27 protein-coding genes and 1 pseudogene are annotated in these 25,580 nt (G+C 67.0%); 9 read left to right on the top strand and 19 right to left on the bottom strand.

Annotated elements, in window-relative coordinates; genetic code table 11:
* Window positions 1-25: 25 nt before the first annotated feature.
* Window positions 26-535, top strand: a complete 510-nt coding sequence (locus tag AC1RHV_RS00140) for a flavin reductase family protein (RefSeq protein ID WP_054456513.1) — start codon at window positions 26-28, stop codon at window positions 533-535.
* 744 nt (window positions 536-1,279) lie between these two features.
* Here AC1RHV_RS00140 and AC1RHV_RS00135 read toward each other — a convergent pair.
* The 14 genes from AC1RHV_RS00135 to AC1RHV_RS00070 form a co-directional block, all read right to left on the bottom strand.
* Complete coding sequence (locus tag AC1RHV_RS00135) at window positions 1,280-2,266, bottom strand: zinc-dependent alcohol dehydrogenase family protein (RefSeq protein ID WP_492299580.1); 987 nt, start codon at window positions 2,264-2,266, stop codon at window positions 1,280-1,282.
* 61 nt (window positions 2,267-2,327) lie between these two features.
* On the bottom strand, window positions 2,328-2,630 hold the full coding sequence (locus AC1RHV_RS00130) for an ArsR/SmtB family transcription factor (protein ID WP_054456511.1): 303 nt from the start codon (window positions 2,628-2,630) through the stop codon (window positions 2,328-2,330).
* A gap of 68 nt (window positions 2,631-2,698) precedes the next feature.
* Window positions 2,699-3,367, bottom strand: a complete 669-nt coding sequence (locus AC1RHV_RS00125; RefSeq protein ID WP_233564476.1) for a hypothetical protein — start codon at window positions 3,365-3,367, stop codon at window positions 2,699-2,701.
* A 3-nt stretch (window positions 3,368-3,370) separates the two neighbouring features.
* Window positions 3,371-3,622, bottom strand: a complete 252-nt coding sequence (locus AC1RHV_RS00120; protein WP_082401205.1) for a hypothetical protein — start codon at window positions 3,620-3,622, stop codon at window positions 3,371-3,373.
* A gap of 98 nt (window positions 3,623-3,720) precedes the next feature.
* The gene (gene aac(6') / locus AC1RHV_RS00115; RefSeq protein WP_492299579.1) at window positions 3,721-4,164 is read right to left on the bottom strand and encodes an aminoglycoside 6'-N-acetyltransferase; all 444 of its coding nucleotides are present in this window, start codon (window positions 4,162-4,164) and stop codon (window positions 3,721-3,723) included.
* Window positions 4,165-4,254: 90 nt separating this feature from the next.
* Window positions 4,255-5,025 carry an SDR family NAD(P)-dependent oxidoreductase gene (locus AC1RHV_RS00110; protein ID WP_119449067.1) on the bottom strand — a complete coding sequence of 257 codons (771 nt, stop codon included), beginning with the start codon at window positions 5,023-5,025 and terminating at the stop codon, window positions 4,255-4,257.
* 1 nt (window position 5,026) lies between these two features.
* Complete coding sequence (locus tag AC1RHV_RS00105) at window positions 5,027-5,725, bottom strand: ABC transporter ATP-binding protein (RefSeq protein ID WP_118932987.1); 699 nt, start codon at window positions 5,723-5,725, stop codon at window positions 5,027-5,029.
* 9 nt (window positions 5,726-5,734) lie between these two features.
* Window positions 5,735-6,508: an ABC transporter ATP-binding protein gene (locus AC1RHV_RS00100; protein WP_054456507.1), complete on the bottom strand. Its 774-nt coding sequence runs from the start codon at window positions 6,506-6,508 to the stop codon at window positions 5,735-5,737.
* Entirely contained in the window at window positions 6,505-7,536 is a 1,032-nt protein-coding gene (locus AC1RHV_RS00095) for a branched-chain amino acid ABC transporter permease (protein WP_054456836.1), read from the bottom strand. The genes AC1RHV_RS00100 and AC1RHV_RS00095 overlap by 4 nt, the downstream gene beginning before the upstream one ends.
* A 28-nt stretch (window positions 7,537-7,564) precedes the next feature.
* Window positions 7,565-8,485, bottom strand: coding sequence for a branched-chain amino acid ABC transporter permease (locus AC1RHV_RS00090; RefSeq protein WP_042793142.1), 921 nt, complete (start codon window positions 8,483-8,485; stop codon window positions 7,565-7,567).
* Between the two features lie 18 nt (window positions 8,486-8,503).
* Window positions 8,504-9,679, bottom strand: coding sequence for an ABC transporter substrate-binding protein (locus tag AC1RHV_RS00085; RefSeq protein ID WP_054456506.1), 1,176 nt, complete (start codon window positions 9,677-9,679; stop codon window positions 8,504-8,506).
* A 74-nt stretch (window positions 9,680-9,753) separates the two neighbouring features.
* A complete protein-coding gene (locus tag AC1RHV_RS00080) occupies window positions 9,754-11,208 on the bottom strand; it encodes a 2-hydroxymuconic semialdehyde dehydrogenase (protein ID WP_175162561.1) in 1,455 nt (484 codons plus the stop codon).
* Complete coding sequence (locus tag AC1RHV_RS00075) at window positions 11,205-11,930, bottom strand: class II aldolase/adducin family protein (protein ID WP_492299578.1); 726 nt, start codon at window positions 11,928-11,930, stop codon at window positions 11,205-11,207. Before AC1RHV_RS00075 ends, AC1RHV_RS00080 begins: the two co-directional genes overlap by 4 nt.
* Window positions 11,927-12,790, bottom strand: a complete 864-nt coding sequence (locus tag AC1RHV_RS00070) for a VOC family protein (protein WP_492299577.1) — start codon at window positions 12,788-12,790, stop codon at window positions 11,927-11,929. Before AC1RHV_RS00070 ends, AC1RHV_RS00075 begins: the two co-directional genes overlap by 4 nt.
* A 139-nt stretch (window positions 12,791-12,929) precedes the next feature.
* Here AC1RHV_RS00070 and AC1RHV_RS00065 point away from each other — a divergent pair, with 139 nt between their 5' ends.
* Both AC1RHV_RS00065 and AC1RHV_RS00060 read left to right on the top strand, forming a co-directional pair.
* Entirely contained in the window at window positions 12,930-13,643 is a 714-nt protein-coding gene (locus tag AC1RHV_RS00065; protein ID WP_054453767.1) for a GntR family transcriptional regulator, read from the top strand.
* A 350-nt stretch (window positions 13,644-13,993) separates the two neighbouring features.
* A complete protein-coding gene (locus AC1RHV_RS00060) occupies window positions 13,994-15,880 on the top strand; it encodes an ABC transporter ATP-binding protein (RefSeq protein WP_175182367.1) in 1,887 nt (628 codons plus the stop codon).
* A 44-nt stretch (window positions 15,881-15,924) separates the two neighbouring features.
* On the opposite strand, the gene AC1RHV_RS00055 is transcribed toward AC1RHV_RS00060, so the two are convergent.
* Window positions 15,925-16,542 (bottom strand): LysE family translocator, encoded by a 618-nt coding sequence (locus AC1RHV_RS00055; protein WP_492299576.1) that lies wholly within the window; start codon window positions 16,540-16,542, stop codon window positions 15,925-15,927.
* 148 nt (window positions 16,543-16,690) lie between these two features.
* Between AC1RHV_RS00055 and AC1RHV_RS00050 the strand changes: the two genes are divergently transcribed.
* A complete protein-coding gene (locus AC1RHV_RS00050) occupies window positions 16,691-17,173 on the top strand; it encodes an Lrp/AsnC family transcriptional regulator (RefSeq protein WP_054454795.1) in 483 nt (160 codons plus the stop codon).
* A gap of 19 nt (window positions 17,174-17,192) precedes the next feature.
* On the opposite strand, the gene AC1RHV_RS00045 is transcribed toward AC1RHV_RS00050, so the two are convergent.
* Window positions 17,193-17,867 (bottom strand): DJ-1/PfpI family protein, encoded by a 675-nt coding sequence (locus AC1RHV_RS00045; RefSeq protein ID WP_054453759.1) that lies wholly within the window; start codon window positions 17,865-17,867, stop codon window positions 17,193-17,195.
* Window positions 17,868-17,957: 90 nt separating this feature from the next.
* On the opposite strand from AC1RHV_RS00045, the gene AC1RHV_RS00040 reads away from it, so the two are divergent.
* Window positions 17,958-18,857, top strand: coding sequence for a GlxA family transcriptional regulator (locus tag AC1RHV_RS00040; protein ID WP_492299575.1), 900 nt, complete (start codon window positions 17,958-17,960; stop codon window positions 18,855-18,857).
* 24 nt (window positions 18,858-18,881) lie between these two features.
* Here the strand turns inward: AC1RHV_RS00040 and AC1RHV_RS00035 are convergent, their stop codons facing one another.
* The gene (locus tag AC1RHV_RS00035; protein WP_125473708.1) at window positions 18,882-19,604 is read right to left on the bottom strand and encodes an SDR family oxidoreductase; all 723 of its coding nucleotides are present in this window, start codon (window positions 19,602-19,604) and stop codon (window positions 18,882-18,884) included.
* Window positions 19,601-20,596, bottom strand: coding sequence for a Bug family tripartite tricarboxylate transporter substrate binding protein (locus tag AC1RHV_RS00030; RefSeq protein ID WP_175164493.1), 996 nt, complete (start codon window positions 20,594-20,596; stop codon window positions 19,601-19,603). Before AC1RHV_RS00030 ends, AC1RHV_RS00035 begins: the two co-directional genes overlap by 4 nt.
* A 103-nt stretch (window positions 20,597-20,699) precedes the next feature.
* Between AC1RHV_RS00030 and AC1RHV_RS00025 the strand changes: the two genes are divergently transcribed.
* The 4 genes from AC1RHV_RS00025 to AC1RHV_RS00010 all read left to right on the top strand — a co-directional run bounded on the left by AC1RHV_RS00025 (window position 20,700) and on the right by AC1RHV_RS00010 (window position 25,469).
* Window positions 20,700-21,740 carry a cyclase family protein gene (locus AC1RHV_RS00025; protein ID WP_192354117.1) on the top strand — a complete coding sequence of 347 codons (1,041 nt, stop codon included), beginning with the start codon at window positions 20,700-20,702 and terminating at the stop codon, window positions 21,738-21,740.
* Window positions 21,741-21,743: 3 nt separating this feature from the next.
* Window positions 21,744-23,360: an AMP-binding protein gene (locus tag AC1RHV_RS00020; RefSeq protein WP_492299574.1), complete on the top strand. Its 1,617-nt coding sequence runs from the start codon at window positions 21,744-21,746 to the stop codon at window positions 23,358-23,360.
* Window positions 23,361-23,362: 2 nt separating this feature from the next.
* The gene (locus tag AC1RHV_RS00015; protein ID WP_119449196.1) at window positions 23,363-24,106 is read left to right on the top strand and encodes a GntR family transcriptional regulator; all 744 of its coding nucleotides are present in this window, start codon (window positions 23,363-23,365) and stop codon (window positions 24,104-24,106) included.
* Window positions 24,107-24,230: 124 nt separating this feature from the next.
* A complete protein-coding gene (locus tag AC1RHV_RS00010) occupies window positions 24,231-25,469 on the top strand; it encodes an ABC transporter substrate-binding protein (RefSeq protein ID WP_492299573.1) in 1,239 nt (412 codons plus the stop codon).
* 35 nt (window positions 25,470-25,504) lie between these two features.
* Here the strand turns inward: AC1RHV_RS00010 and AC1RHV_RS00005 are convergent.
* Window positions 25,505-25,580 (bottom strand): annotated as a pseudogene (locus AC1RHV_RS00005) (M20/M25/M40 family metallo-hydrolase); the annotation flags it as partial.

Below are 25,580 nucleotides of genomic sequence, written 5' to 3'. Positions count from 1 at the left end.
CTGCACCCAGTATTCAACCCCCACTATGTCACTTTCCAGTACTGCGATCGAGCCCAGGCGCTTTCGCGAAGCTCTCGGGCACTACGCGTCCGGCATCACGGTAATCACATCGCAGATCGAAGGCGAGCCGATAGGCTTCACCTGCCAGTCATTCCACAGCGTTTCGATGAATCCGCCGTTGGTGTCGTTCAATGTGATGTGCAGTTCGGCCAGTTATCCCAAAATTCGCCAGGCGGGTCGATTCGTAGTCAATATTCTCTCCGACGAGCAAGTCAGGATTTCCAACCAATTCGCGCAGCGCGGCACGGACAAGTGGCACGACGTGGACTGGCAGGAATCGCCGCTGGGTAACCCGATCATTGCCGGCAGCCTGCATTGGCTTGATTGCGAGATTTATGCCGAACACGCCGCAGGCGATCACCTGATCGTGATTGGCGAGGTGAAAGCGTTGGATCTGCAAATCGCTGCTTCCACGCAGCCATTGCTGTATTTCAAAGGGCAGTATCGGAATATCGCCGCGCATGGCGCGATATAAGGTCTCGCCTCCTCCGCCCGGACACCGGCTTACAGCATCTGCCCATGAACGGGGTCTGAAGCCACCGCATTAGGCGACTGCAGCCGAGGCTGCCCGGAGCCATCCGAAGCGCAGCCCCACCGGGGCGAGCATCGGAATGGCGCAGGGCAGCCTCGGCGGCTAAAGAACGCCGACGTCCGCAAGCCCGAGACCCTGCCGCTTCGGTGTTGTGAGGCGGGGTTCTTGAGTCGCCGGCGTCCGGACTGCGGGATTCCGATGCTCGCCCCGGTGGGACTGCGCTTCGGATCCCTCCGTCCGGCCCCCGCCTCACGGCATCTGCCCATGATCGGGTCCGAAACCAACGCATTAGGCGACTGCCAGCCGAGGACCCCGGAGCCATCCGAAGCGCAGCCCCACCGGGGCGAGCATCGGAATGGCGCAGGGCAGCCTCGGCGGCTAAAGAACGCCGACATCCGCAAGCGCGAAGCCCTGCCGCTTCGGTGTTGTGAGGCGGGGTTCTTGAGTCGCCGGCGTCCGGACTGCGGGATTCCGATGCTCGCCCCAGTGGGGCTGCGCTTCGGATCCCTCCGTCCGGCCCCCGCCTCACGGCATCTGCCCATGAACGGGTCCGAAACCAACGCATTAGGCGACTGCCAGCCGAGGACCCCGGAGCCATCCGAAGCGCAGCCCCACCGGGGCGAGCATCGGAATGGCGCAGGGCAGCCTCGGCGACTAAAGAACGCCGACGTCCGCGACCTCGAAGCCCTACCCCCCGCACTGAAGGTACGCCGACGGCGCGACGGCAATCGCGATCTTTCCTTGGATACCATTGTTGGGACTTTCCAGCCGCGCATGAGCCTGCGCAATGTCGGCAAGCGCATAGACCGCGCCCACATGCGGCCGCAACTGGCCACGCGCCACCAACGCGCTCAATTCATCCAGCTTGCCGCGGTTCTGCCGCGTGAACACGAAGTGGTAGCTCGCGTTCTTGCCCCAAGCCTGGATCAGGTTTTGCGGCTGGGCGATGTCCACGATCGAGACGACCCGCCCCACTTGCGCAAGCGCATCGGGGCTGCGCGCAAGCGTGTCGCCGCCGATGGTATCGAACACGACGTCGACGCCGCGCCCGCCCGTTTCCCGCATGACGGCCTCGACGTAGTCTTCCTTCTCGTAGTCGATGACCACGTCGGCGCCCATGCTGCGCGCGAACTCGGCGTTGGCGGCGCGCACGGTCGTGTACACCTGCGCTCCGATGGCTTTGGCCAGCTGGATCGCCACATGGCCGACGCCGCCCGCGCCGCCGTGCACCAGGACGCTCTCCCCGACTCTCAGCCCCGCGCGCACGACCAGCGCTTCCCAAGCCGTGCCACCCACCAAGCTCAGGCTGGCCGCCTCAAGATGGCTGAGCGCGGACGGCTTCTTCCCGACGATGCCCTGCGCGGCGACGTGGTACTCGGCATAGCTGCCCGGCCCGTCGAAGATTTGCGGGGTGTACCAGACTTCGTCGCCAGGAACGAAAGCCGTTACGCCCGGCCCGACGGCTTCGACCACGCCCGAGACGTCGTGCCCGGTAATGGCCGGCAGCGGCACCAGATCGGCATAATCGCCGCGCCGGACCTGGTAATCCAGGGGATTGATCGAGGTCGCATGTACCCGGACCAGGACCTGTCCCGCCTGCGGCACAGGCTTGGGCAATTCGCGGAGTTCGAACGATTCCGGGCCGCCAAATGATTTGAGTGTCATCGCCTTCATGGTTTTCCTTGATTCGAAAAATAGGGATATCGGGAAATACCGATATTTACCTGCAAAAAAATTACAGCTCTTTCCCGATGAGCCCGGCAAGAGCACGTATGGTTGCTTCGTTCCGCTTGTAGTAGGTCCACTGCCCGATGCGCCTGGCTTCCACCAGGCCCGCGCGCTGCAGCGTCGCCAGATAGTCGGACACCGTGGACTGCGACAGCCCCACGCCTTCCTGGATGCTGCTGACGCAGACCCCCACCGTATGAACGTCGCCCTCGTCCTGGGGCGGGAAGTTCTTGGCGGGGTCCTTCAGTCCTTTGAGGATCTCAAGGCGCGTACGGTTGGAGAGGGCTTTGAATATTTCGAGCAGATCCATGGCGCCATGATATCGAGATTTCCCGATATGTCAATAAATTGGACTCGCACGAACGCCTGCTCGTCTGCTCACTTGTCCACCGACCGCATGTCGCAAGTCGTCTCCGACGACGAGCAGACGCCGCGAAACCACGCCCGTCCCCGCGTGCGGTCCTTGGACGCCAGCGGCTCGAACGTGTCGCTGTTGCGCATCTGGTAGTCCAGCAACAGCCACTCGCCCTCGCAGGCGGCGATGCCGCGCAGCGTAGCTCTTTCGGTCAGCCAGTCGCTGCCCAGATCCAGCAACCGTTCACTGCCGGTGTCGGGGCGGGCGTAGCCGCGCGCAGACTGGATGCCGACCTGTGCATCCGCGGCCTCGATCCAACCCTCGCCCCGATATACGGGTCGCGGCTTGCTCTGTTCGTCGCCGGTCTTGTCGTCGCTGGCATTTTTGATCTTGAGCCAGCCGTCGCGCGCCTCGGTCACGTCGAAGGTCACGCTGTAGTAGTCGATCTCGGGATCAGGGCCGTCGCCACGAGTCGTCGGCAGGCTGCCCACCACCGCTGCCTGGGCGGATGCCGCCGCGCGCACCTGGATGGCAGGCTTATCGTTCGTCGTCCATCCGGAGAAGCTGCATGCGGTCGGGCCCGGCGGGGTCCAGGCGGCAGGCTTGGAAGGCGTCTGGGCGTTGATGGCCGGCGACACGGCCAGCGCGGCAAGCGCCAGGAAAATCCGTCGCATGGTCATGGGCTTGGTCATATGTCAGTTGCTGTTGATCCAGTCCTGCGCATCCCGCACGAACCAGGGCAGGTTCAAGCGCTCTCCTTCGCCGGATTGTATGGTCAAGCGTTGGTCCGAGGAGCCGGGGGTATCGCTCTTGCCCTGTCCCGTGGAAGGCGCGCGGCTGCGATAGTCCAGCTCGGTTTGCTGGGGAGGTTTATCCGCGCAGGCGGCGATCAAGGTGCATGCGGCCGCGGCAAGGACGGTCCGCAGCGCCGGACGGAATATCTTCATGGTATTCAGGTTCCCGCTGAAGGGCACAGGCCAACGTGCCGGAAAATCAGGGCCTCCAGCCCATACCTTACTCGCAATGCAAAACCAGCGTTGGCGCCTCAGATCGGCATATTGAAATAGACGACCCGTTCCGTCTCCCTGAACCCCAGACGCGTATGCGCGGCCTGGCTCACGACATTGTCCAGCGCGGTATCCGAGGCCAGCTCTTTGCAGCCCCTGTCCCGCGCCCATGCCCGGACGGCGTCGATCAAGGCCCTGGCCGCGCCCCGCCGCCTGGCCTCGGGCATGACATACAGGCCCTCCAGGAACGCCACGGGACTGGAGTCGGTGCCATTGACGTAGTCCGTCCTGATCGCAGCTTCGGCAAGGCCGATCGCCTGCCCGTCGTCGGCGCGCGCCAGGAACTGGACGTATCGGTCCGGCGCGCAAACCTGATCCTCCATGTCTTCCTGATGCTCAGACGCTGACGCGTCAGGCCAGAGCGCCATGCGCAGTTGCAGCCAGGCGGCATCCCGGGAGGAGGTAATCGGGGCGGTTTTCATGGGCAGGGTTTGTGTTCCGGATGACGCGTGGAAATTTATCACCCTGCCCTTCTCGCTGTCGAAGCGTATCCGGCCTCGGCCTGCCCCGCCCTACTCCTGCACCGGCACCGTATAGTTCAGCGCCAGCCGGCCGCCATCCGCGTACACCGTCTGCCCGGTGACGTAGCTGGCGTCATCGCTGGCCAGGAACACCGCCACCTTGGCGACTTCGTCTGTCGATCCCAGGCGCTGCATCGGTATGCGCGACAGCACGGTCCTGCGGGCTGCGGGATTGCTGGTGATCGTGGCCAGGATTTCGGTGTCGATGCTGCCGGGGCCGATGGCGTTGACGCGGATGCCGTGCGGCGCCAGGGACAGCGCCATCGACTTGGTCATCTGGCGCACCGCGCCCTTGCTGGCGCCGTAGGCCAGCTGGTCCGGCATCGCCAGTTCCGCCGTCATCGAGGACAGCGTCACGATGGCGCCGTTGCCGCGTCCGCCAGCCACCATGGCGCGCGCGGCGGCCTGCGCGACCAGAAAGGTGCCGCGCACATTGACGTTCATGACCGCATCCAGGTCTTCGAGCTTCAGGTCCAGGAAGTCCGCCGCGCGGATCACGCCGGCGTTGCAGACGCAGATGTCCAGGCCGCCCCAGCGCCGCACGCACTCGTCGGCCAGCTTCTGGGCATCAGCCGGATCGGTCACGTCCGCCACCAGCGCGGCGGCGCGATCGCCCAGCGCGCGGGCCGCGGCCATCAGTTCGGCCTCCTTGCGGTCGGCCAGCAGCACGTATGCACCCTCGGCCGCGAAGCGCCGCGCGATCGCCAGTCCGATGCCACCGGCCGCGCCGGTGACCAGCGCCACCTTGTCCTGCAATCTCATCTCAGACTCCTACGTAGGCGGCCACCAGGTCGGGCCGCTGGGACAATTCCGCCGAGCTGCCGCGCCACACCGTCACGCCCTTGTCGAGGATGACGTTGCGGTCCGACAGGCGCAGCAAGGCCGTGGTGTTCTTGTCCACCACGATCATCGACAAACCTTCGGCTTTCAATTGCGCCAGCACGCGCCAGATTTCGGCGCGCACCACCGGCGCCAGCCCTTCGGTCGCTTCGTCCAGCACCAAGAGGCTCGGGTTGGTCATCAGCGCCCGGCCCAGCGCCAGCATCTGCTGCTCGCCGCCGGATAGCTGCGTGCCCAGGTTGGCGCGGCGTTCGTGCAGGCGCGGAAACAGCTCATACACGCGTTCCAGCGTCCAGCCGCGGCCGCCGCCGCGGTGTATAGCCGTGGCGATCAGGTTTTCTTCCACCGTCAGCGTCGGGAAGATCTGGCGCCCTTCGGGTACCAGCGACAGGCCCAACCGGCCGATGCGGTACGGCGCCAGTCCGCGCAGGGAACGCTCGCCATACCGGATGCTGCCCTGGCTGGCCGGCAGCAGGCCGAACAGGCATTTGATGACGGTGCTGCGGCCCATGCCGTTGCGGCCGATAAGGCCGACGACCTCGCCCTGGCCCACGTCCAGGTCTACGCCGAACAAGGCCTGGCAATGCCCATAGGCCGCCGTCAATCCGCTGATGCTCAACATGGCGGCTCCTTATGCGTCGGCGTCGTCGCCGAGATAGGCGCGGCGCACGTCGGGATGGTTGCGTATCTGTTCCGCGCTGCCGGTGGCGATGACCTTGCCGTAGACCAGCACGCTGATGCGGTCGGCCAGCGCAAACACGGCGTTCATGTCGTGTTCGACCAGTACGATGGTGTAGCGGCCCTTCAGGCTTTGCAGCAAGGCGATCACGCCCGCGCTTTCCGCCGCGCTCATGCCGGCCATGGGCTCGTCCAGCAGCAGTACCGACGGCTCGCCCGCCAATGCCATGGCGATCTCCAGCTGGCGGCGCTGGCCATAGGCCAGGCTGTCCACCTGGGCCTCGGCCACGTCTTCCAGCTTGCAGGCCCGCAGCGCCGCGGTCGCGGCGCTTACCACGTCGGCGCAATCGCGCAAGGCGGTCCAGGCCGACAGGCGCCGGCGGCGCTTGCGCAAGGCCGCCAGGCAGGCGTTGTCCAGCACCGTATAGCTGTCGAACACCGAGGTCACCTGATAGGAGCGCAGCATGCCAAGCGCCACGCGTTCCTGCACCGAGGCGCGGGAAACGTCGGCGGCGCCCAGGCGCACGGCGCCGCCATCGGGCCGCAGTTCGCCCGACAGCAGGTTGATCAAAGTCGTCTTGCCCGCGCCGTTGGGGCCAATCAGCGCATGCAGTTCGCCAGGCGCCACGTCCAGCGACACGCCGTCTGTCGCCTTCAGGCCGCCGAAGCGGCGCACCAGGTCCTGCGTGGACAATCCAACGGGCGCGGCTGCGGTTTGCATGCTCATGCCGAAGCCTCCTTGGCGATCGCGTCCGGCGGGCGGCGGTCCTGTTGTTCACCCGCGGCCGGGGGCTTGGCCGTCGGCGCGGCGGGCGGCGGACGCCGCAGCCAGGCCAGGGAGTTGGCATAGCCGCCCTTGGCCACCATGGCGATGACCACCACCGCCGGCCCCATCAGCAGCATCCAATGCTGCGTCATGCTCTTGAAGGCCTCTTCCATCAGCAGATAGGCAACGGCGCCGAAAATCGGCCCCAGCACATTGCCCAGGCCGCCTATCACCACCATGACGATGAGTTCGCCCGACACCGGCCAGGACATGTAGCTGGGCGAGGCGAAGGCGGTCAGGTTGGCCAGCAGCAGCCCGGCCACGCCGGTCAGCACGCCAGAGGCCACGTAGGCCGTCAGGCGCACGCCGAACACCGAATAGCCCAGCGCGTCAACACGGCGCGGGTTGGCATGGGTGGCGCGCAGGATCATGCCGAAGGGCGAGCGGCGCAGGCGCAGCATCGCCAGGCTGGACACCAGCAGCACCGCCCAGGCCGCCCAGTACACGGGCTGGCTGCCGCCCAGGTCGAACAGGCCGAAGGAACTGGCTTCGTAGATGTTCAGGCCGTCGTCGCCGCCGTATTCGCGCAGGCTGACCGCCAGGAAATAGAACATCTGCGCAAACGCCAGCGTGATCATGATGAAACCTATGCCCGAGGTGCGCAGGCAGACCGTGCCGACGATCAGCGCCACCAGCGCGCACACCGCGATGCACACGGCCAGCTGCAGCCAGCCGTTGCCAAACCCGTAATAGCTGAGAATGCCCACGGCATAGCAGCCCAGGCCCAGGAACATGGCGTGGCCGAAGCTCACCAGTCCGGCAAAGCCCAGCACCAGGTTCAGCGCCAGCGCGGCCAGCGCATAGATCAGGATGCGCGCGCCCAGCGTCACGTAGAACGGTTCACCCAGCCATTGCGCCACGAAAGGCACGCCGGCCAGGACCAGGAACAGCAAAGGCAGCGCCCAGCGCCGGTATGTGTGTTCTTGCATGATGATCCAACCCCAGTACAAGCGCGCGTCAACGCCGCGCCGAGAAGACCAGGCCTTGCGGCCGGAACGCCAGCACCACGGCCATCAGCACGTAGATCAGCATGGAGGCGAGCGCCGGCCCGACCGCATTGGCGACGGAAGCGTCGAACACGGCGCGCAGCATGTCGGGCAGGAAGGCCCGGCCCAGCGTGTCTATCATCGCGATCAGCAGCGCCGCGACCAGCGTGCCGCGCACCGAGCCGATGCCGCCCACGACGATCACCACCAGCGCCAGGATCAGCACCGGCTCACCCATGCCGGACTGCACCGACAGGATCGGCCCCGCAAGCGCGCCCGCCACGCCGGCCAGCACCGCGCCCAGCAGGAACAGCAGCGTCTTCTGCAGGTCCACGTTGGCGCCCAGCACGCTGGCCATGGGCGCATTGCTGGCGCCGGCGCGGATCAGCATGCCGAAGCGCGTGCGCTGGATCAGGAACCAGGCGCCGACCGCCACCAGCGCGCCCACGCCGATGATCATCAGGCGATACACCGGATAGTCGTTGCCGAACAGGCTGACCGCCCCTTCCAGCCCCTGCGGCACGGCGGCGTAGTACGGCCGGCTGCCCCAGATGACCGAGGCCAGTTCATTGAAGAACATCATCAGCCCGAAGGTGGCCAGCACCTGATAGAGGTGATCATGCTTGTACAGCGGCCGCGCAATCAGGCGTTCCAGCGCCACCCCCACCAGGCCGCTGCCCGTCACCGCCGCCAGGATGGCGAAGGCGAACGAGCCGCTGGCGTTGTAGGCGGTGGCGCCCAGGAAGGCGCCGATCATATACAGCGACCCGTGCGCCAGGTTGATGAAGTTCATGATGCCGAAGATCAGGGTCAGCCCCGAGGACAGCAGGAACAGCAAGGCGCCGAGCTGCAGGCCATTAAGCATCTGCGACAACAGCAAGGATCCGTTCATGGGGCGTCTCCCGGGACGTTACTTCAGCGGGCAGTCGGCCACGTAGGCGTCCTGATGGTCGGTGAACACCTTGGCCAGCTGCTTCAAGCCCACGCCGTCGCCTTCCTTCACGACCTGGTAGGCATACAGGTCCTGCACCGGCATGTTGTTGCTGTTGAAGCGGAACTTGCCGCGCACCGTGGGGAAGTTGGCGCCGGCCGCCTTCACCGCCGCGGCCAGGGCCTTGCTGTCACCGACCTTGCCGCCCTGCTGCTTGATGGCGGTATCCAGCAGGAACGCCGCGTCATAGCCGCCCACCGCATATTCCGACGGCAAGCGGCCGTACTTGGCCTTGAAGGCCTCGACGAACTTGCGGTTCTGCGGGTTGTCCAGCGTGGTGGCCCAAGGCGTGCCGTAGATCGCGCCCACCGCCTGCTCTTTCAGCGCGGTCAGCGTGTTGGAATCGATCAGGCTTTCCGAGAAGAACGGCAGCTTTTCCATCAGGCCGGCCTGGCGCAGCTGGCGCACGAAGTTCACGCCCACCCCGCCGGTATAGAACACGAACAGCGCGTCGGGCGAGGCCGACTGCATGCGCGAGATCTCGGCCGAGTAATCCAGCTGCCCCAGCTGGGTGTAGATCTCGTCGGCGGGAGCGGCGCCATAGAAGCGCTTGAAGCCCGCCAGCTTGTCCTTGCCGGCCTGGTAGTTGGACGACATCAGGTAGGCGCGCTTGTAGCCCTGGTCCTTGACGTACTTGCCCATGGCTTCGGACATGCTGTCGTTCTGCCAGCCGAGCACGAACAGATTGGGCAGGCACATGCGGCCGGCGATGGGCGCGGGTCCGGCGTTGGTGGACAGCGCCACCACGCCCGATTCCTTGATGCGCCGCAGTTCGGCCATGAGCACGTTGGAGAAGCCCAGGCCGACGATCACGTCGACCTTGTCCTTCTCGATGAACTTCTGCACGATCTGCGCGCCCACGTCGGGCTTGAGCTGGTCGTCGTCGCGGATCACCACCGCCTTCTGGCCGCCCAGGCTGCCGCCCAGCTGCTCGATGCCCAACATCAGGCCGTCGTACTGATCCTGGCCCAATGCCGCCTGGGGGCCGGACAGCACCCCGGTAAAGCCGATGCGGATGTCCGCCATTGCGGCGTTGGCCACGGTCAGGGCCGCGACCGCGGCCAGCGCGGACAGGCCGCGTGCGTATGCTTGCATGCTAAGTCTCCTTGGGGGATGGACGGCGGCGCCGTTCTGCGCGGCGCCTGCCGGTACTAAGGCCTGCTTACAGGTCAGAGCTTCACGCAGACATTGCGCAGCTCCGTGTAGAACTCGAGCGAATGCACGCCGCCCTCGCGGCCGATGCCGGACTGCTTGGCTCCGCCGAAGGCCGTGCGCAGGTCACGCAGGAACCAGGAATTGATCCAGCAGATGCCCACTTCCAGGGCCTGTCCCATGCGATGGGCGGTGCCCACGTTGCTGGTCCAGACCGAGGCCGCCAAGCCGTAGGGCGTGGCGTTGGCCAGGGCGACGGCTTCTTCTTCCGTGTCGAAGGGCGCGATGTGGCAGCAGGGGCCGAAGATCTCCTGCTGGATCACGGCCGAGCTTTCCGGCAGGCCGGTCCAGACCGTGGGCTGGATCCAGGCGCCGCCGGCCAGGTCGTCCGGCATGTCCGGCACGCCGCCGCCGGCCACCACCGTGGCGCCTTCTTCACGGGCGCGGGCGTAGTAGCCCAGCACCTTGTCGCGATGGCGCTGCGAGATCAGCGGACCCAGGTTGACGCCGGGATCCTTCGGACGGCCCAGCTTGAAGCCGCGGGCGCGCTCGCCCAGCGCCGCCACGAAGCGGTCGAAGATCGGCCGCTGCACGTAGACGCGCTCGGTGCCCAGGCAGACCTGCCCGGTGTTGTCGAAGGCGGCCCGCGCGATGCCGGCCACCGCCTTGTCGAAGTCCGCATCGGCGAACACGATGCCGGCATTCTTGCCGCCCAGTTCGAAGGACACGGGACGCACGCCCACCGCCGCGGCCTGCATGATGGCTTCGCCGGTGCGGGTTTCGCCTGTAAAGGTGATGCCGTCGACCAACGGATGGCGCGTGAGCTTTTCGCCCGCCGAACCGGGGCCGCGGCCATGCACCACGTTATAGACGCCGGGCGGCACGCCGACCTCGTTCATGACTTCGCCCAGCAACGTGGCCGTGGCCGGGGTGTCTTCGGAAGGCTTGACCACCACGGTGTTGCCGCAGGCCAGCGCCGGCCCCACCTTCCAGGTCATCAGCAGCAGCGGCAGGTTCCACGGGCAGATCACGCCGATTACGCCGCGCGGCACGCGCACGCCGTAGTTCAGGGCATGGCCGCCATCCGGCGTTTCCAGGTCGAAGGTCTCGTTGGGGATGTTGCGCACCAGGTCGGCGAAGATCTTGAAGTTCGCCGCGCCGCGCGGAATGTCCAGATGGCTGGCCAGGTCGTAGGGCTTGCCGGTGTCGGCGATCTCGGCATCGACGAATTCGTCGAAGCGGCGGATGATGCCGTCGGCCACCGCGTGCAGCAACTCCACGCGCTGCTGCGTCTTGAGTTTGCCCCAGGGGCCGCGCAACGCCGCCTTGGCGGCCCGCACGGCGGCGTCGACCTCGGCGTCGCCGGCCTCGTGGATGCGCCCGATCAGGCGGTTGTCGACCGGATCGCGGTTGTCGAACGTCTTGTCCGTGGCGACCCATTCGCCGTTGATGAAATTGCGGAAATCGGTCATTGCGTCCTCGGTTGTGACAGGTCTGCCAGCGCCGCTTCAGGGTCGCCGGCGGTCAGGTATTCCCACATGCGCTCGTAGATCCGGCCCGTGCCCACGGCGCGGGTCGCCGCCTCTTCGGGCGAGAACGTGGGCGCGCCGTCGGCCAGGCCGGCCGAGCGCAGTTGCCATTCGATGCGCGCGGCATCCTCCAGATACCAGGTCAGCACCACGGCATGCATCAGCGATTCGGCTGCCACCACCGCGCCGTTGCCGCGCATGGCCACGGCGCGGGCCGCGCCCAGGGTCTGGGCCACGCCGCGCGCCTGGGCGTCGCTGCGCACCAGTTGCGGGTCGTCCCAGAGCGGCACGGACGGAGAGAAATACGAACCCATCCCATGGCGCGGCTGCGGCGTCACGCGGACCGAGGACAGCGTCATGACCGTGGGCGGCATGGAGCGCACCACCCCGCCCACTTCGGGGCGCATGCGGTAGATGTGCTGGTGGATGCGGACCTCGCCCAGCACGCCTTCGGGCAGTTCGCCGTGCACCGGCACCACCGTGCCCGCCTCGCCCGGTTCGATCAGGCCCATGGGCCGCGCGGCGCATACCAGGAAGTGATCGGCGTCGAGGCGGCTGCTGCAATGGCCGTAAGCGTGGACCAGGCCGGCGCGGGCCAGGCCGCGCGCCGCCGTCCGCACCAGCGCTTCCTGGCCGGCGTCGGCTTTCATCGGCGCGGCGCTCACGTCTTGAACTCCGGGATGTCGGGCTTGGAGCCCCACATGCAGAACGAGGACGGCACTGCGGGGAAGCTGCGCGGCCGGTAGGTCTTCTCGTCTTCGGCGGTGATCAGGCGCACGCCGGTGGAGTACTCGTAGATCATGCCGTCGGGGCCGTCGAAGTACAGGAACATCGCCCCCGAGGTCGGATGGCGCCCCGGGCCGAAGCGGATCGGCACCTGCCATTCCTTCAGCTGGTACCAGGCACGCATGATGTCGTCGATGCTTTCGACCTGGTGGTTGATGTGCTGCACGCCCGGATAGCTGGACGGGAACAGCGCGATCTTGTGGTGCACTTCGTCGATGCGCAGCAAGGGCGCTTCGCCGATGCGGTCGCTGACCCGGGCTGAAAGCAGCCCGGTCCAGAAGGCCTCGTCGCGTCGCGCGTCCAGCGTGCGCAGGCCGATATGCGAAAAGCCCGTCACGCCGGCATCGCGGCTGGGGAAATAGCGGCGGCCGCTGTGGTGCGGCGCGTGCACCAGCTCGATGCGGTTGCCGGACGGGTCGATGAAACTGAGGAAATCGCGTACGTAGCGCTGCTCGGCGTCCTCGCGCTTGCCCGCGGCGACCTGATAGCCACTGCGCTCCAGCACCGCGCCGGCATGCTCCAGTTCCTCGGACGTGTCCACTTCGAACGCCGTGGTGTGGTCGCGCGGATCGCCTTCGAAATAGCACAGGGTGTGGTCGCGCGAGTCGGATTTGAAATAGACCGCGCCGTGCTCCTTGCGCGCCACTTCCAGCCCCAGCACCGCGGTCGCGTAGCGGACCGCGGATTCCAGGTCGCGGGTACCCAGCCGGACGTACCGGATGTCGTGTAGCCGTATCACTGCTTGTCTCCAGGTTGCGCCTGCCGCCGGCTGATTACCGGTCGTAGTCTTGACGCTTTTTTTCTACGATAAGCAGCATAAATCTCGGCGTCAATAATTTTTATCGAGATTTTTTAAAGCCAGTGATAAAGTAGCTCCCATGTCAGACGGCGCCACCCTCCCCCCGCTTGCCCATTCCGCCTCGGCCAACACCCTGGTCGGCGCGGCCTATGTCAACCTGCGCCGCGACATCATCCAGGGCGTGCATCCGCCGGGCTCGCGCCTGCGGGTCGAACACCTGAAGGACGATTACGGCGTGGGCGCGGGCACGTTGCGCGAAGCGCTGGCGCTGCTGGTGTCGGACGCGCTGGTCATCGCGCAAGGGCAGCGCGGCTTTCACGTCACGCCGATTTCGCTGGAAGACTTCCGCGACATCACCGAGAACCGCGTGCTACTGGAGACCCAGGCCCTGCGCCAGTCCATCGCCCTGGGCGACGACGACTGGGAAAGCGCCGTGCTGGCCGCCTTCCACCGTCTGAGCAAGGCCGAACAGCGCCTGGCCGCCGACCCCGACACCCGTTTTGAAGAGTGGGAACAGCGCAACCGCGAGTTCCACCGCGAACTGATCCGCGCCTGTCCGTCGCGCTGGCTTCATCACTTCCTGGGCATCCTGTACCAGCAGGCCGAACGCTATCGGCGCCTGACCGTCACGCGCAAGCCCATCGCGCGCGACCTGGACGACGAACACAAAGGCATCCTGGACGCCACGCTGGCGCGCGATGCGGACCGCGCCTGTGAACTGCTGGCCGCCCACATCCGCCTGACCTACGAGGCCGTGGCGCGCCTGCCTCCCACGCTGTTCACCCCGGATTGAACGCCGCGTCAGTTGAAAAAAACCCACACCGGCACGCGCCTACCCGTTGATTCGCCTACACCACTTCTATAGAATCTTCAATTCGGGCCTCTGCCCATTCCCTTTCCCCACATCTCACACCATTGGGAGGCGCAAGATGATGAATCCGCATACCGCCATCCCGCGCGTGTCCCCGCGACGTCATTAAGTCGTCGCCCGCGCGGACCCATCGCTGGATGCCTATCTAGCGACCGGTCCTCCGTGCCCGCCCCAAAAACCTGAACGCAATCGCCCGCGCCTCGCCGCGCAGGCCGCTCCTTCCTCTTTCCACACAAGGACTCCCGGCGTCCTGGTGACGCCGGGCCATTGCAATGGCCAGAAAAAAAATCGATCTACGAGGACAGACCTTCAAGGATGTCCTTGGCTTTACCTTCCGCCATTGGCGCGCGCAGCCCTGGCGCACCTCCGGCATCATCGTGCTGGCCCTGCTGTCGGCGGTGACCGACGTGCTGACGCCGCTGTACGCCGGCAAACTGGTTGACGCCGTGGCCTCGGGCGCGGCTGGCGACGAGATCGTCTGGAGCGCGGCGCTGACCGCGTTCTGGCTGCTGCTCGCGCTGGGCATCGGCGGCACGCTGCTGCGTCAGGCCGTGTTCCAGAACATCATCACCTTCACGCTGAAGATGATGAACGGCATCGTCTCCAACGCGTTCTACCGCGTGCAGCGTTTCTCCACGGACTGGCACGCCAACAGCTTTGCCGGCTCCACGGTGCGCAAGATCACGCGCGGCATGTGGGCGGTCGACATCCTGAACGACACGCTGCTGATCGCGCTGCTGCCGTCGGTCGTGATGCTGGTGGGCGCCACCGCGCTGCTGGGTGTGCACTGGCCCATCATGGGCCTGGTGGTGGGCCTGGGCTCGGTGCTGTACATCGCCGTGACCGCGGCGCTGTCGCTGGGCTATGTGGCGCCGGCCGCGCGCCTGGGCAACGCCTGGGACACGCGCATGGGCGGCGCCCTGGCCGACGCCGTCAGCTGCAACGCGGTGGTCAAGGCCTTCGGCGCCGAAGACCGCGAAGAAGTCAGGCTGGACCGCGTGGTCGACAAATGGCGCCGCCGCACGCGCCGCACCTGGATCCGCGGCACGATCAACGGCGGCATCCAGGGCGCCATGCTGGTCGCCATGCAGGCGGGCATCCTGGGCGCGTCGCTGCTGCTGTGGTCGCGCGGCCAGGCCAGCGTGGGCGACATCACCTTCGCCCTGACGATGTTCTTCATGCTGCAGGGCTACCTGCGCGACGTAGGCATGCACATCCGCAACCTGCAACGCTCGGTCAACGACATGGAAGAACTGGTCGCGCTGGAAAAGCAACCGCTGGGCGTGGACGACCGGCCCGGCGCGGGCGAGCTGCGCGTGACGGCCGGCGAGATCCGCTTCGAGGACGTGACGTTCCGCTATGGCGCGCACGACAAGGCGTTGTACGACCATTTCTCGGTACGCATCGCCCCGGGCGAACGGGTCGGCCTGGTCGGCCATTCGGGTTCGGGCAAGACCACGTTCATCAAGCTGATCCAGCGTTTGTATGACGTGAACGACGGCCGCATCACGATCGACGGGCAGGACATCGCCCAGGCGCGGCAGGCGTCCCTGCGCAGCCAGATCGCCATCGTGCAGCAGGAGCCGGTGCTGTTCCACCGCACGCTGGCGGAGAACATCGCCTATGCCCGCCCCGGCGCCACGCAGGCCGAGATCGAGCAGGCGGCGCGGCTGGCCAGCGCCCATGACTTCATCATGGCGCTGCCCAAGGGCTACGACACGCTGGTCGGCGAACGCGGCGTCAAGCTGTCGGGCGGCGAACGCCAGCGCGTGGCCCTGGCCCGCGCCTTCCTGGCCGATGCGCCCATCCTGATCCTGGACGAAGCCACGTCCAGCCTGGACAGCGAAAGCGAGGTGCTGATCCAGCAGGCCATGGACCGTCTGATGGTGGGTCGTACCACGCTGGTGGTGGCGCACCGCCTGTCGACGGTGCGCGCGCTGGACCGCCTGCTGGTGATGGACCGCGGCCGCGTCATCGAGGAAGGCAGCCATGACGCACTGATCCGCCTGAAGGGCGGTCTGTACCGGCGCCTGTTCGAACGCCAGGCGCTGGAGCTGACCAAGGGCCTGACGCAGTCCGAACTGCTGGAGGACGGCGCGGTTCCGCCGCTGCCGAAGGATGAGGAAGCCGACGAGTCCTCGTACGCCTACGCCAAATAGGCCGGGCAGCCGGTCCCGTAGCGCAAGCTGCGGGACCGGCCGCTTCAGGCCGGACGCTGGGCCACGGTCAGGCGCAGGCCGAAGCCGATCAATGCCAGCCCGAACACCCGGCTCTGGATCTTCTGCGCACGGGGGCTGGCCGACATCCAGCGCCCCATCGCCCCGCCCGCCAACGCGCACAGCACGTCCAGCGCCAGGCCCAGGCTGACCAGGATCACGCCCAGCACGGCGAACTGCTGGCCTATCGGCCCCTGGGCAGGCGACACGAATTGCGGCAGCAGCACCGAGCAGAACAGCAAGGCCTTGGGATTGAGCACATTGGTCAGCACGCCGCTCAATAGCGCCGGCCCCAGCCCCGCGCGGCTCGCGGGCGCCTGCCCGGTGGCATCGTAGGACACGGGTCCTGCGCGCAATAGCCGCACGCCCAACCAGACCAGATAGCATCCCCCCACCGTGCGCGCCGCGTCGAACGCCCAGGGATGCGTCTTGAACAGCGCCGCCAGTCCCAGCGCGGCCAGGGTCACGTGCGCGGCCCGCGCGATGGCCAGCCCCACGGCCACCGCCAGCGCCTGCCCTCTGCCGCGCAGCACGCCGGTTTCCAGCAGCAGGATCATGTCGGGTCCCGGCACCACGTAGACGATCAGCAAAGCCCCTAGAAACATCGCCATATCCGCCATTTTCCCGCTCCTTTTCGTCCTGGCTCAGGCGATCATTCTAGGAAAACCAGGCTGGCATGTGCATCCTATTCATGCCATTCGATTTATGATGATTGGCATATTCAGCCAATCCAATAATCCTTATCCTGATTTCATGCCAAAACGCGAATTGGACGCCTACGACCGCCGGATCCTCGAGGCCCTGCAGCAGAACGGCCGGCTGACCAATGTCGAACTTGCCGAGCAGATTGGCCTGTCCCCTTCGCCCTGCCTGCGGCGGGTGCGGCTGCTGGAAGAAGCCGGCGTCATCCAGGGGTACGAAGCCCGCCTGGCGCCGGACGAAGTCGGCCTGGGCCTGACCGTCTTCGTCGGCATCAAGGTGGAGCGGCACCACGAGCGCGACTCCGCCCTGTTCCGCGAGGAGGTCAGCACCTTGCCGGAAGTCATCGCCGCGCATCTGGTGTCGGGCGAGTCCGACTTTCTGCTGCAGGTAGTGGTGCCCGACCTGCGCGCCTACGAACGCTTCCTGCTGGGCACGCTATTGAAGCTGCCCGGCGTGAAGGACATACGCAGCAACTTCGCGATCCAGACCGTCAAGCCGCAAAGCCCGCTGCCGCTGGATCATCTGGCGAAGTGAGCGCGCCGCGCGCTCGAACTCAGGCCATCGCGGCCGCGGCCCGGTCCACCGCCTGCGAGCGGCGTTCGAAGCGCGCTTGCGACATCTCCAGATAGCGCTGCACCACGGCCGGCTCCGAGGTCTTGGGCGTGCCACCGGGAAACGGTGGTTGGGGGTCATATTCGATCTGCAGCTGTATCAGCTTGGCCACGTCCTCGCCGCACAGGTCCGCCACCACCTTCAGCCCCATGTCGATGCCCGAGGTCACGCCGCCCGCGGTGTACAGGTTGCCGTCCACGCACATGCGCTCGTCGCTGGGGATGGCGCCGAAGCGCGACAGCAGTTCGCGCGCGCGCCAATGGCTGGAAGCGCGCCTGCCGCGCAACAGGCCAGCCGCGCCCAGCAACAGCGAACCGGTGCAGATGCCGAATACGTAGCGTGCGCCCAGCCCCTGCGCGCGCGTGAACGCTACCCAGTCGGCGTCGACAATGGCATCATCCGTGCCCGGCCCGCCTGGCACCACCAGCAGGTCGCAGGGCGGCGCCGATGCGATGGTCTGCGTGGGCACGAAACACAGCCCGCGATCGCTGCGCACCGGATCGCGCGTTTTTGCGACAAAATCCACGGTGAAGCCCGGCGCGCCTGCCAGCACTTCGTACGGCCCGGTCATATCCAGCTGGGTCAGCCCTTCGAACAAGAGAAAATTCACATGCATGACGATGCTCCGTTAGAAACGACGACTCCCAGCATAGGCGGACGCGCCCGGACGCGTGCGCCAAATACTGCGCCGGATGCGCCATTGCGCGTGCAGTTCGTCCTGTATGACGGCTTCCAGCCGCTGGATCTGGCCGGACCGTGGCAAGCCTTCAGTTCGGCCAACGAGGAAGCCGGTCGCAAGCTGTACCGCCTGGGCACCATCGCCGCGACGCCGCTGGTCTCCACCTGGGAACAGGGCCTGCGCATGCAGGTGGACGGCACTTTTGCCGACGATGGCGATGAGCGCCTGGACATGATGTTCGTGCCCGGCGGCCCCGGCGCCGATTTCGCGGGCGCCCATGGCGAGACGCGCGCCTGGCTGCGCCGCCGCGACGCGACCGCCGGGCGCACCTGCAGCGTATGCACCGGCGCCTTCGTGCTGGCCGCCGCCGGCCTGCTGGACGGCCGCGCCGTCACCACCCACTGGCGATCGGCCGACCGGCTGCGCCTGCTTCACCCGGCCCTGCGCGTCGAAGACGACCGCATCTACGTCGAAAGCGGCAAATACTGGACCTCTGCCGGCGTCACCGCCGGCATCGACCTGGCGCTGGCGCTGATCGAACGCGACTTCGGCGCGGACCTGTCGCAACGGGTTGCGCGGCGGCTGGTGGTCTTCATGCGCCGCAACGGCGACCAGCGCCAGTACAGCCAGGCGCTGCGTTTGCAGGACCGCGTGGCCGCGCCCTTCCGGGACCTGGTGGAAAAAATCGAGGCGCAGCTATCGGCGCGCTGGTCGGTCGACGACATGGCCGACGCCTGCCAGATGTCGCGCCGCACCTTCCAGCGTAAATTCGCCGCGCATTTCGGCGTCGCGCCCATGGAAGTGCTCAAGCGCCTGCGCCTGGAGCGGGCGCAGGCGCTGGCGGCGTCCGGCAAGGTGTCCAGGAAGGAAATGGCGCGCGAGTTCGCCATACACGCGCCGCCGCAAGGGACGGCGCCGCAAGCCTGAGCAACCGCGCAACGCAACAAGCGGCTAGCCGGCAAGCCCCACCGACACTCCCCCGCACACATACAGCATCTGTCCCGTCATGAAGCCCGCCCGCGGGTCCATGAACATGGACACGGCATGGGCGACCTCTTCGGGTCGGCCCACGCGCCCCGCCGGGATCGCCGCCTCCAAAGCCAGCGTCTGCGGCGCGCCCGGCGGGTTGGACTGGTTGAACAGTTCAGTCGCGATGGGTCCGGGCGCCACGGTATTCACCGTGATGCCGCTGCCCGCCAGCTCCAACGCCCAGGTGCGCGTCATTCCGGCCAGCGCCGCCTTGGAAGCGCCGTAAACCGTGCGCCCGTCCTTGCCCAGGGCGGCGCGGCTGCCGATGTTCACCACCCGCCCGTAGCCCGCCGCCCGCATGCCGGGCAGCAGGGCCTGCATCAGCAGCACCGGCGCCGTGACGTTCAGCGCCATGATCCGCGCCATCTGTTCCTGGGTCACGTCCCCGATGCGCGCGACCTGGATCATGCCGGCGTTGTTGACCAGATGCAGGACCTGGCGCTCGGCCGCCAACGCCTGCGCCGCGGCAATGGTGGCCAGCGCGTCGCCCAGGTCGACCGAACGGAACGTTTCGCCGGGCAGGAGCGCTGCGGGCGCGCCGCGGCTGAAGTTGACGACCTCGAAGCCATCTTCGATCAGGCGCGCGACGATGGCGCGGCCTATGCCCCGGCTGCCGCCGGTGACCAGTGCGGTGGGCGTTTTCATTGCGCGGTGATTCCCTTGTCCTTGATGAGTCCGCCCCACTTCTTGCGTTCCCCGGCTTCGAAGGCCGCCAGGTCCGCGCCGAAGAGCGTGCCGGGCTTGGCGCCCATGCCGGCAAAGTTGGCCGCGACGGCCGGATTTTTCAGCCCGCTGCGCGCGGCTTCGATCAACTGCTTGACCACGGGTTCCGGGGTATTGCGCGGGGCGTAGAGCGCAAACCAGGCGGTGACGTCAAAGCCCGGCAGTCCCGATTCCGCCACGGTGGGCAGGTTGGGCACCGAGGCGTCGCGCGCGGCCGACGTGACCGCCACGCCCCGCACCAGATTGCCATCCTTGATCTGCGCCAGCGCGCCCGGCAGGTTGTCGAACAGCAGGTCGACCTGCCCGCCCGCCACCGCCGGCAGCGAGGCGGACGTGCCCTTGAAAGGCACGTGCAGCATGGTCACGCCGGCCATGGCCTCGAAATAGGCCCCGGTAAGATGCACCGAGGACCCTATGCCCGGCGACGCATAGGTCAGCTTCTTGTCCTTGGACTGCTGGGCCGCCTTGATCACGTCGGCCACCGTCTTGTAGGGCGACTTGGCGCTGACGGCGATGACGTTGGGCGTGGTGGACACCAGCGCAATGGGCACCAGGTCGCGTTCGGGGTCGAACGCCATGTTGTTGTAGAGGAACTGGTTGATGGTCTGGGTGCCGATGGTGCCCAGGCCCAGCGTGTAGCCGTCGGGCTTGGCGCGCGCCACGTAGGCCATGCCGATATTGCCGCCCGCGCCGGGCTTGTTCTCGACCAGCACAGTCTGCTTCAGGCCCGGCTCCAGCGCGTGAGCGATGGCGCGGCCAAAGATGTCGGCGCCGCCGCCCGGCGGATACGGCACGACGACGGTCACGGGATGATCGGGATAGCCGGCGGCCTGGGCCGCGGGCAAGGTCAGGAAGGCCAGCGCGGCCAGGGCCGGCGCAGTGATCGCCAACCTGCGCTGCAGGAATTGCGTCATGGGCTTGTCTCCTATCGAACCCGCTGATTGCGGATTTCTTTTTAAAGTACGTAAATACGTACTATATTCATAAGAACATAGAAAACCTCCAGGAGACAAGCAGATGAAACGCTGGACCCAACGCCCCGAAGGCTCCACCTGGGGCGACTTCGGCCCGGATGACGAGATCGGCCGCCTGAACCTGCTGACTGAGGAAAAAGTACTGCAGGCGGTGCGCGAAGTGCGCACGGGCAAGGTGTTCTGCCTGTCCCTGCCGCTGGACCTGCCTGGCGGCAACGTGCTGAACCCGCGCCGCCACGCGCCGATGCTCAAGCCCACCTTCCGCGAAGGCACGCCCTACCTGAACTTCCAGATGTCGCAGGTGCAGCCCGAAGCCGTGGACGTGCTGTCCGACGACCAGGTCACGCTGTCCATGCAGTACTCCACCCAGTGGGACGGCCTGTGCCACGTGGGCGCGCTGTTCGACATCCAGGGCGATGGCCAGGCGCGTCGCGTCTACTACAACGGCTACGCCGCCGGCGTGGACGTGTTCGGCGGCGCGGATCCCGACAAATCGGACGACGCCTGCTGCCCGCCCGGCGGCTCGTACGCGCGCAAGCTGGGTATCAACCGCTACGCCGAAAAAGGCATGCAGGGCCGCGGCGTGCTGGTGGACCTGGCGCGCGCCTACGGCCCCGGCCGCACGGTCGTCGACCTGGCGGCCCTGCAGGCCGCCATGCGGGCACAGAACGTGACGGTCGAACACGGCGACATGTTGGTGCTGCGCACGGGCTTTGCCGAGGCGATCGTTGCCATGGACGGCCAGCCCGATCCGCACAAGCTGGAGCAGACCGGCGCCGTGCTGGACGGCTCCGACCCGGCGCTGCTGGACTGGATCACGCAATCCGGCATCGCCGCGATCTGCGCCGACAACTACGCGGTCGAAGCCTATCCGGCGCGCACCTCCGGCCCCGGCCACTCCATCCTGCCGCTGCACCACCATTGCCTCTTCAAGCTGGGCCTGCCGCTGGCCGAACTCTGGTACCTGAAGGACCTGGCCGACTGGCTGCACGCGCAGGGCCGCAACCGCTTCCTGCTGACCGCCCCGCCCTTGCGCATGCCTGGCGCGGTGGGTTCTCCCGTGACGCCCATCGCCACGGTGTAAGCCATGAACATGCCGTACTCGACGTTCTCCGAACACCTGGACGCCTTGGTCGCGCGCCGGCCCGATGCGCCGCTGCTGATCGACCAGGACCAACCCATCGTCGCCGCGCAACTGCGGACGCAAAGCCGCGCGCTGGCCGCCGGCCTTGCCCGCATCGGCGTGCGCCCGGGACAGCGCGTGGCGGTCTGGCTACCCAATTGCGCCGCCTGGGTGGAATCCTTCCTGGCCTGCGCGCACCTGGGCGCGCTGGTGCTGGCGGTCAACACGCGCTTCCGGGCGCTGGAGCTGGCCGACATCCTGGGACGCGGCAAGGCGGACTGGCTGGTGTTCTGGCCGGGGTTCAAGGGCATAGACTTCCAGGGCATCCTGGGCGAAGTGGCGCCGGAACACCTGGAGCGCCTGCAAGGCGTGATCGCGCTGACGAATGCCGACGAAGCGCTGCCCCCCAGCTTCCATGGCAAGCCGGCGCACCGCTACCAGGACCTGCAGTCCTGCACCGACACAGCGCCGCCGGCCCAGCCCAATGCGGGCGTGCTGTGCTTCACCACGTCCGGCACCACCTCCAAGCCCAAGTTCGTGCTGCACGACCAGCGCACCCTGTTGAACCACGGCGCGGCCGTGGCGCGGGCCTATGGCTATGACGAGGGAAGCTGCGTACTCGCCAGCGCGCCGTTCTGCGGCGCCTTTGGCTTCGCGACGCTGGTCGGCGGCCTGGCGCAAGGCGCGCCCGTGGTCTGCGCGCCGGTGTTCGACGCCGCCCAATCCGCCGCAGCGGTGCGCCGCCACGCGGTGACGCACACCTACGCCAACAACGAGGCCTTGGTCGGCATGATGCGGGCGGGAGCCCAAGGCGACTTCGCCTCGGTACGGCTGTTTGGCTTCGCCAGCTTCACGCCGGCGCTGGACAACATGCTGGACCTGGCCCGTGAGGCCGGCGTGCCGCTGACCGGCCTGTATGGTTCCAGCGAGCTGGTGGCCCTGGTCGCCGGCCAGCCGCGCGACCCCGCCGAGGGCGACGTGTCCGCGCGCCACCAGCCCGGCGGCACGCTGATCTACCCCGAGGCGCGCGTGCGCGCCCGCGATCCCGCCACGGGCGAAATCCTGCCGCATGGCCAATCCGGCGAACTCGAAATCCTCTCGCCCAGCCTGATGCAGGGTTATCTGGACAATCCCGAGGCCACCCGCGGCGCCTGCACGGATGACGGCTACTTCAAGACCGGCGATCTCGGCTACACGCTGAATCCGCGCCAGTTCGTGTTCCAGACCCGCATGGGCGATTCGCTGCGCCTGTCCGGCTTTCTGGTCAATCCGGTGGAAATCGAACAGGTGGTCGAAACCCTGCCGGGCGTGCGCGCCTGCCAGGTGGTCGGCGCCACGCAAAAGGGCAAGACCGTGCCCTATGCCTTCGTGCTGCTGCAGCCGGGCGCAGCCGCCGACCCCGCGGGCTGGACCGCCGCGTGCAAAGCCGCGATGGCGGGCTTCAAGACGCCGGCGGGCTTTACCGTGCTGGATGCATTCCCCTCGGTGGAAAGCGCCAACTCGGTCAAGATCCAGAAGCACCGGCTGCGCGAAATGGCCGATGCCATACTCGCGGCCCCGACCACGACGCCTTCCGCCTGAACATGCCCGACCCCAAGCTCTTCTCGCGCAGTCCCCAGCCGCTGTATCTGCAGGCGGCGGCGCTGTTTCGCAGCAATATCCAGAACCGCACCTGGCGGCCCGGCCAGCAGATCCCGCCGCTGGAAGCGCTGATGGAAACCTATGGCATCTCGCGGGCGACCATCCGCCAGGCGTTCGGCCTGCTGGAAGACGATGGCCTGATCCGCCGGTCGCGCGGATCGGGCACCTTCGTCAATGCCGAACTGCCCGAAACGCCCACCCTGCTGATCCCCAAGACCTGGGCCGAAACCGTGGAACTCAGCAATCAGCTGGGCACGGTTTCACTGGTGGAGTCCAACGCCGATTCGCCCCTGCCCGACACGCTGGGCATGCCTTGCGGCGCCGACCGCAGCGGCAGCTTCCAATACTTGCGGCGGGTGCACACGACCGATGGCGCCCCCTTCTGCTATAGCGAGGTCTTCCTGGATAGCGCGCTGTTCCGCAAGCATCGCGCCCGCATCCGCAAAAGCACCGTGGCGCCGGTGCTGGACCAGTACTACGGCGCACGCATCAGCGAAGCGCGCCAGGTGCTGAACGTGATCCAGGCCGGCCAGGAATCCGCCGAGTCCCTGCAGATTCCCGTGTCCTCGCCCGTGGCGGAAATACGCCGCTACGCCTGCATCGATGGCCGCGTGGTGTACTTCGCGCGGCTGGAGTTCCCGTTCAGCAAGGTGCGGATGGAATTCGACCTGCTGTCCCATCGCTAGACCACATTCAAGACAAGGAGGCATCCCACCTCGACCCGCCAGCGTCAAGCCAGAACAGAGCGCCGCAGCAGATCCCCAAGCGCCAGCAGTATCCGAACAAGATCCGGCATAAAGGAGACCCACCATGAAATGCCGTAGAACCCACCGGATTTCCCTGAAGTTGCGCAGCACGCTAGCCCTGTTATCCGCCTTTGCCGCCGCGCCCTGCGCCATGGCGCAGGCGATCTCCGACGACGTGGTCCGCCTGGGCCTGATCCTGGACATGAGCGGCGTGTACGCCGACGTCACGGGCAAAGGCAGCGCGACCGCCGCCGAAATGGCCATCGCCGACTTCGGCGGCAAGGTGCTGGGCAAGAAGATCGACCTGATGGTGGTGGACCACCAGAACAAGGCCGACATCGCCGCCGCCAAGGCACGCGAGTGGTACGACACCCAGAAGGTCGACGCCATCATGGACGTGGCCGGCTCCGCCCCCGCGCTGGCCGTGCTGGAAGTGGCGCGCGAGAAAAAGAAGATCGTGGTGTTCAGCGGACCCGGCACCGAGCGCATCACCAACGACCTGTGCTCGCCCTATTCCGTGCACTACACCTACGACACCTGGTCGCTGGCCAACACCACGGCGCGCGCCACGGTCGAACAAGGCGGCAAGAGCTGGTATTTCCTGACGGCCGACTACGCTTTCGGCCACACCTTGCAAGCGTCCGCCACCGAAGTCGTCAAGGCCAACGGCGGCACCGTGCTGGGCGCATCGCGCCACCCGCTGGGCTCCAGCGACTTCGCCTCGTACCTGCTGCAGGCCCAGGCCAGCCGCGCGCAGATCGTGGGCCTGGCCAACGCCGGCGGCGACACGGTCAACGCCATCAAGGCCGCCAGCGAATTCGGGCTGACCAAGGGCGGCCAGAAAATGGCCGGGCTGCTGCTCTACATCAATGACATCCACGCCATCGGCCTGGACGCCGCCGCCGGATTGACGCTGACCGAGGCCTTCTACTGGGACATGAACGACCAGACCCGGGCCTGGTCCCAGCGCTACTACGACAAGCTCAAGAAAATGCCCAACATGAGCCAGGCCGGCACCTACTCGTCGGTGATGCACTACCTGAAGGCGGTGCAGGCAGCCGGCACCGACGAGCCCACGGCGGTGATGAAGCAGATGAAGTCCATGCCCATCAACGACTTCTTCGCCACCAACGGCCGCATCCGCGAGGACGGCCGCATGGTGCATGACATGTACCTGTTCGAAGTCAAGAAGCCGTCCGAGTCCAAGCGGCCCTGGGACTACTACAAGCTGGTGGCCACCCTGCCCGGCGACCAGGCCTTCATGCCGCTGTCGCGCTCGTCCTGCCCGCTGGTGAAGAAGTAGCGGTGACGCGGGCGCCCGGTGGGCCGCCCGCCATGTCATGCCCGCAGCTTGCGGTCCAGTTCCAGCACCGACTGGTACAGCACGCGGGTGCCATCCAGCAGCTGCGCGGGT

This window comes from Achromobacter sp. GW823-FHT04E03 (assembly GCF_058796095.1).
The sequence above is the reverse complement of the archived record's forward strand: the minus strand, read 5'-3'. Positions and strand labels throughout refer to the sequence as shown.

Excerpts from the sequence above, each read along its gene's own strand:
- AC1RHV_RS00140 (WP_054456513.1), top strand. The coding sequence starts at position 26 with ATGTCACTTTCCAGTACTGCGATCGAGCCCAGGCGCTTTCGCGAAGCT.
- AC1RHV_RS00135 (WP_492299580.1), bottom strand. The coding sequence starts at position 2,266 with ATGAAGGCGATGACACTCAAATCATTTGGCGGCCCGGAATCGTTCGAA.
- AC1RHV_RS00130 (WP_054456511.1), bottom strand. The coding sequence starts at position 2,630 with ATGGATCTGCTCGAAATATTCAAAGCCCTCTCCAACCGTACGCGCCTT.
- AC1RHV_RS00125 (WP_233564476.1), bottom strand. The coding sequence starts at position 3,367 with ATGACCAAGCCCATGACCATGCGACGGATTTTCCTGGCGCTTGCCGCG.
- AC1RHV_RS00120 (WP_082401205.1), bottom strand. The coding sequence starts at position 3,622 with ATGAAGATATTCCGTCCGGCGCTGCGGACCGTCCTTGCCGCGGCCGCA.
- AC1RHV_RS00110 (WP_119449067.1), bottom strand. The coding sequence starts at position 5,025 with ATGAGATTGCAGGACAAGGTGGCGCTGGTCACCGGCGCGGCCGGTGGC.
- AC1RHV_RS00105 (WP_118932987.1), bottom strand. The coding sequence starts at position 5,725 with ATGTTGAGCATCAGCGGATTGACGGCGGCCTATGGGCATTGCCAGGCC.
- AC1RHV_RS00100 (WP_054456507.1), bottom strand. The coding sequence starts at position 6,508 with ATGAGCATGCAAACCGCAGCCGCGCCCGTTGGATTGTCCACGCAGGAC.
- AC1RHV_RS00095 (WP_054456836.1), bottom strand. The coding sequence starts at position 7,536 with ATGCAAGAACACACATACCGGCGCTGGGCGCTGCCTTTGCTGTTCCTG.
- AC1RHV_RS00090 (WP_042793142.1), bottom strand. The coding sequence starts at position 8,485 with ATGAACGGATCCTTGCTGTTGTCGCAGATGCTTAATGGCCTGCAGCTC.
- AC1RHV_RS00085 (WP_054456506.1), bottom strand. The coding sequence starts at position 9,679 with ATGCAAGCATACGCACGCGGCCTGTCCGCGCTGGCCGCGGTCGCGGCC.
- AC1RHV_RS00080 (WP_175162561.1), bottom strand. The coding sequence starts at position 11,208 with ATGACCGATTTCCGCAATTTCATCAACGGCGAATGGGTCGCCACGGAC.
- AC1RHV_RS00065 (WP_054453767.1), top strand. The coding sequence starts at position 12,930 with ATGTCAGACGGCGCCACCCTCCCCCCGCTTGCCCATTCCGCCTCGGCC.
- AC1RHV_RS00060 (WP_175182367.1), top strand. The coding sequence starts at position 13,994 with ATGGCCAGAAAAAAAATCGATCTACGAGGACAGACCTTCAAGGATGTC.
- AC1RHV_RS00055 (WP_492299576.1), bottom strand. The coding sequence starts at position 16,542 with ATGTTTCTAGGGGCTTTGCTGATCGTCTACGTGGTGCCGGGACCCGAC.
- AC1RHV_RS00050 (WP_054454795.1), top strand. The coding sequence starts at position 16,691 with ATGCCAAAACGCGAATTGGACGCCTACGACCGCCGGATCCTCGAGGCC.
- AC1RHV_RS00045 (WP_054453759.1), bottom strand. The coding sequence starts at position 17,867 with ATGCATGTGAATTTTCTCTTGTTCGAAGGGCTGACCCAGCTGGATATG.
- AC1RHV_RS00035 (WP_125473708.1), bottom strand. The coding sequence starts at position 19,604 with ATGAAAACGCCCACCGCACTGGTCACCGGCGGCAGCCGGGGCATAGGC.
- AC1RHV_RS00030 (WP_175164493.1), bottom strand. The coding sequence starts at position 20,596 with ATGACGCAATTCCTGCAGCGCAGGTTGGCGATCACTGCGCCGGCCCTG.
- AC1RHV_RS00025 (WP_192354117.1), top strand. The coding sequence starts at position 20,700 with ATGAAACGCTGGACCCAACGCCCCGAAGGCTCCACCTGGGGCGACTTC.
- AC1RHV_RS00020 (WP_492299574.1), top strand. The coding sequence starts at position 21,744 with ATGAACATGCCGTACTCGACGTTCTCCGAACACCTGGACGCCTTGGTC.
- AC1RHV_RS00015 (WP_119449196.1), top strand. The coding sequence starts at position 23,363 with ATGCCCGACCCCAAGCTCTTCTCGCGCAGTCCCCAGCCGCTGTATCTG.
- AC1RHV_RS00010 (WP_492299573.1), top strand. The coding sequence starts at position 24,231 with ATGAAATGCCGTAGAACCCACCGGATTTCCCTGAAGTTGCGCAGCACG.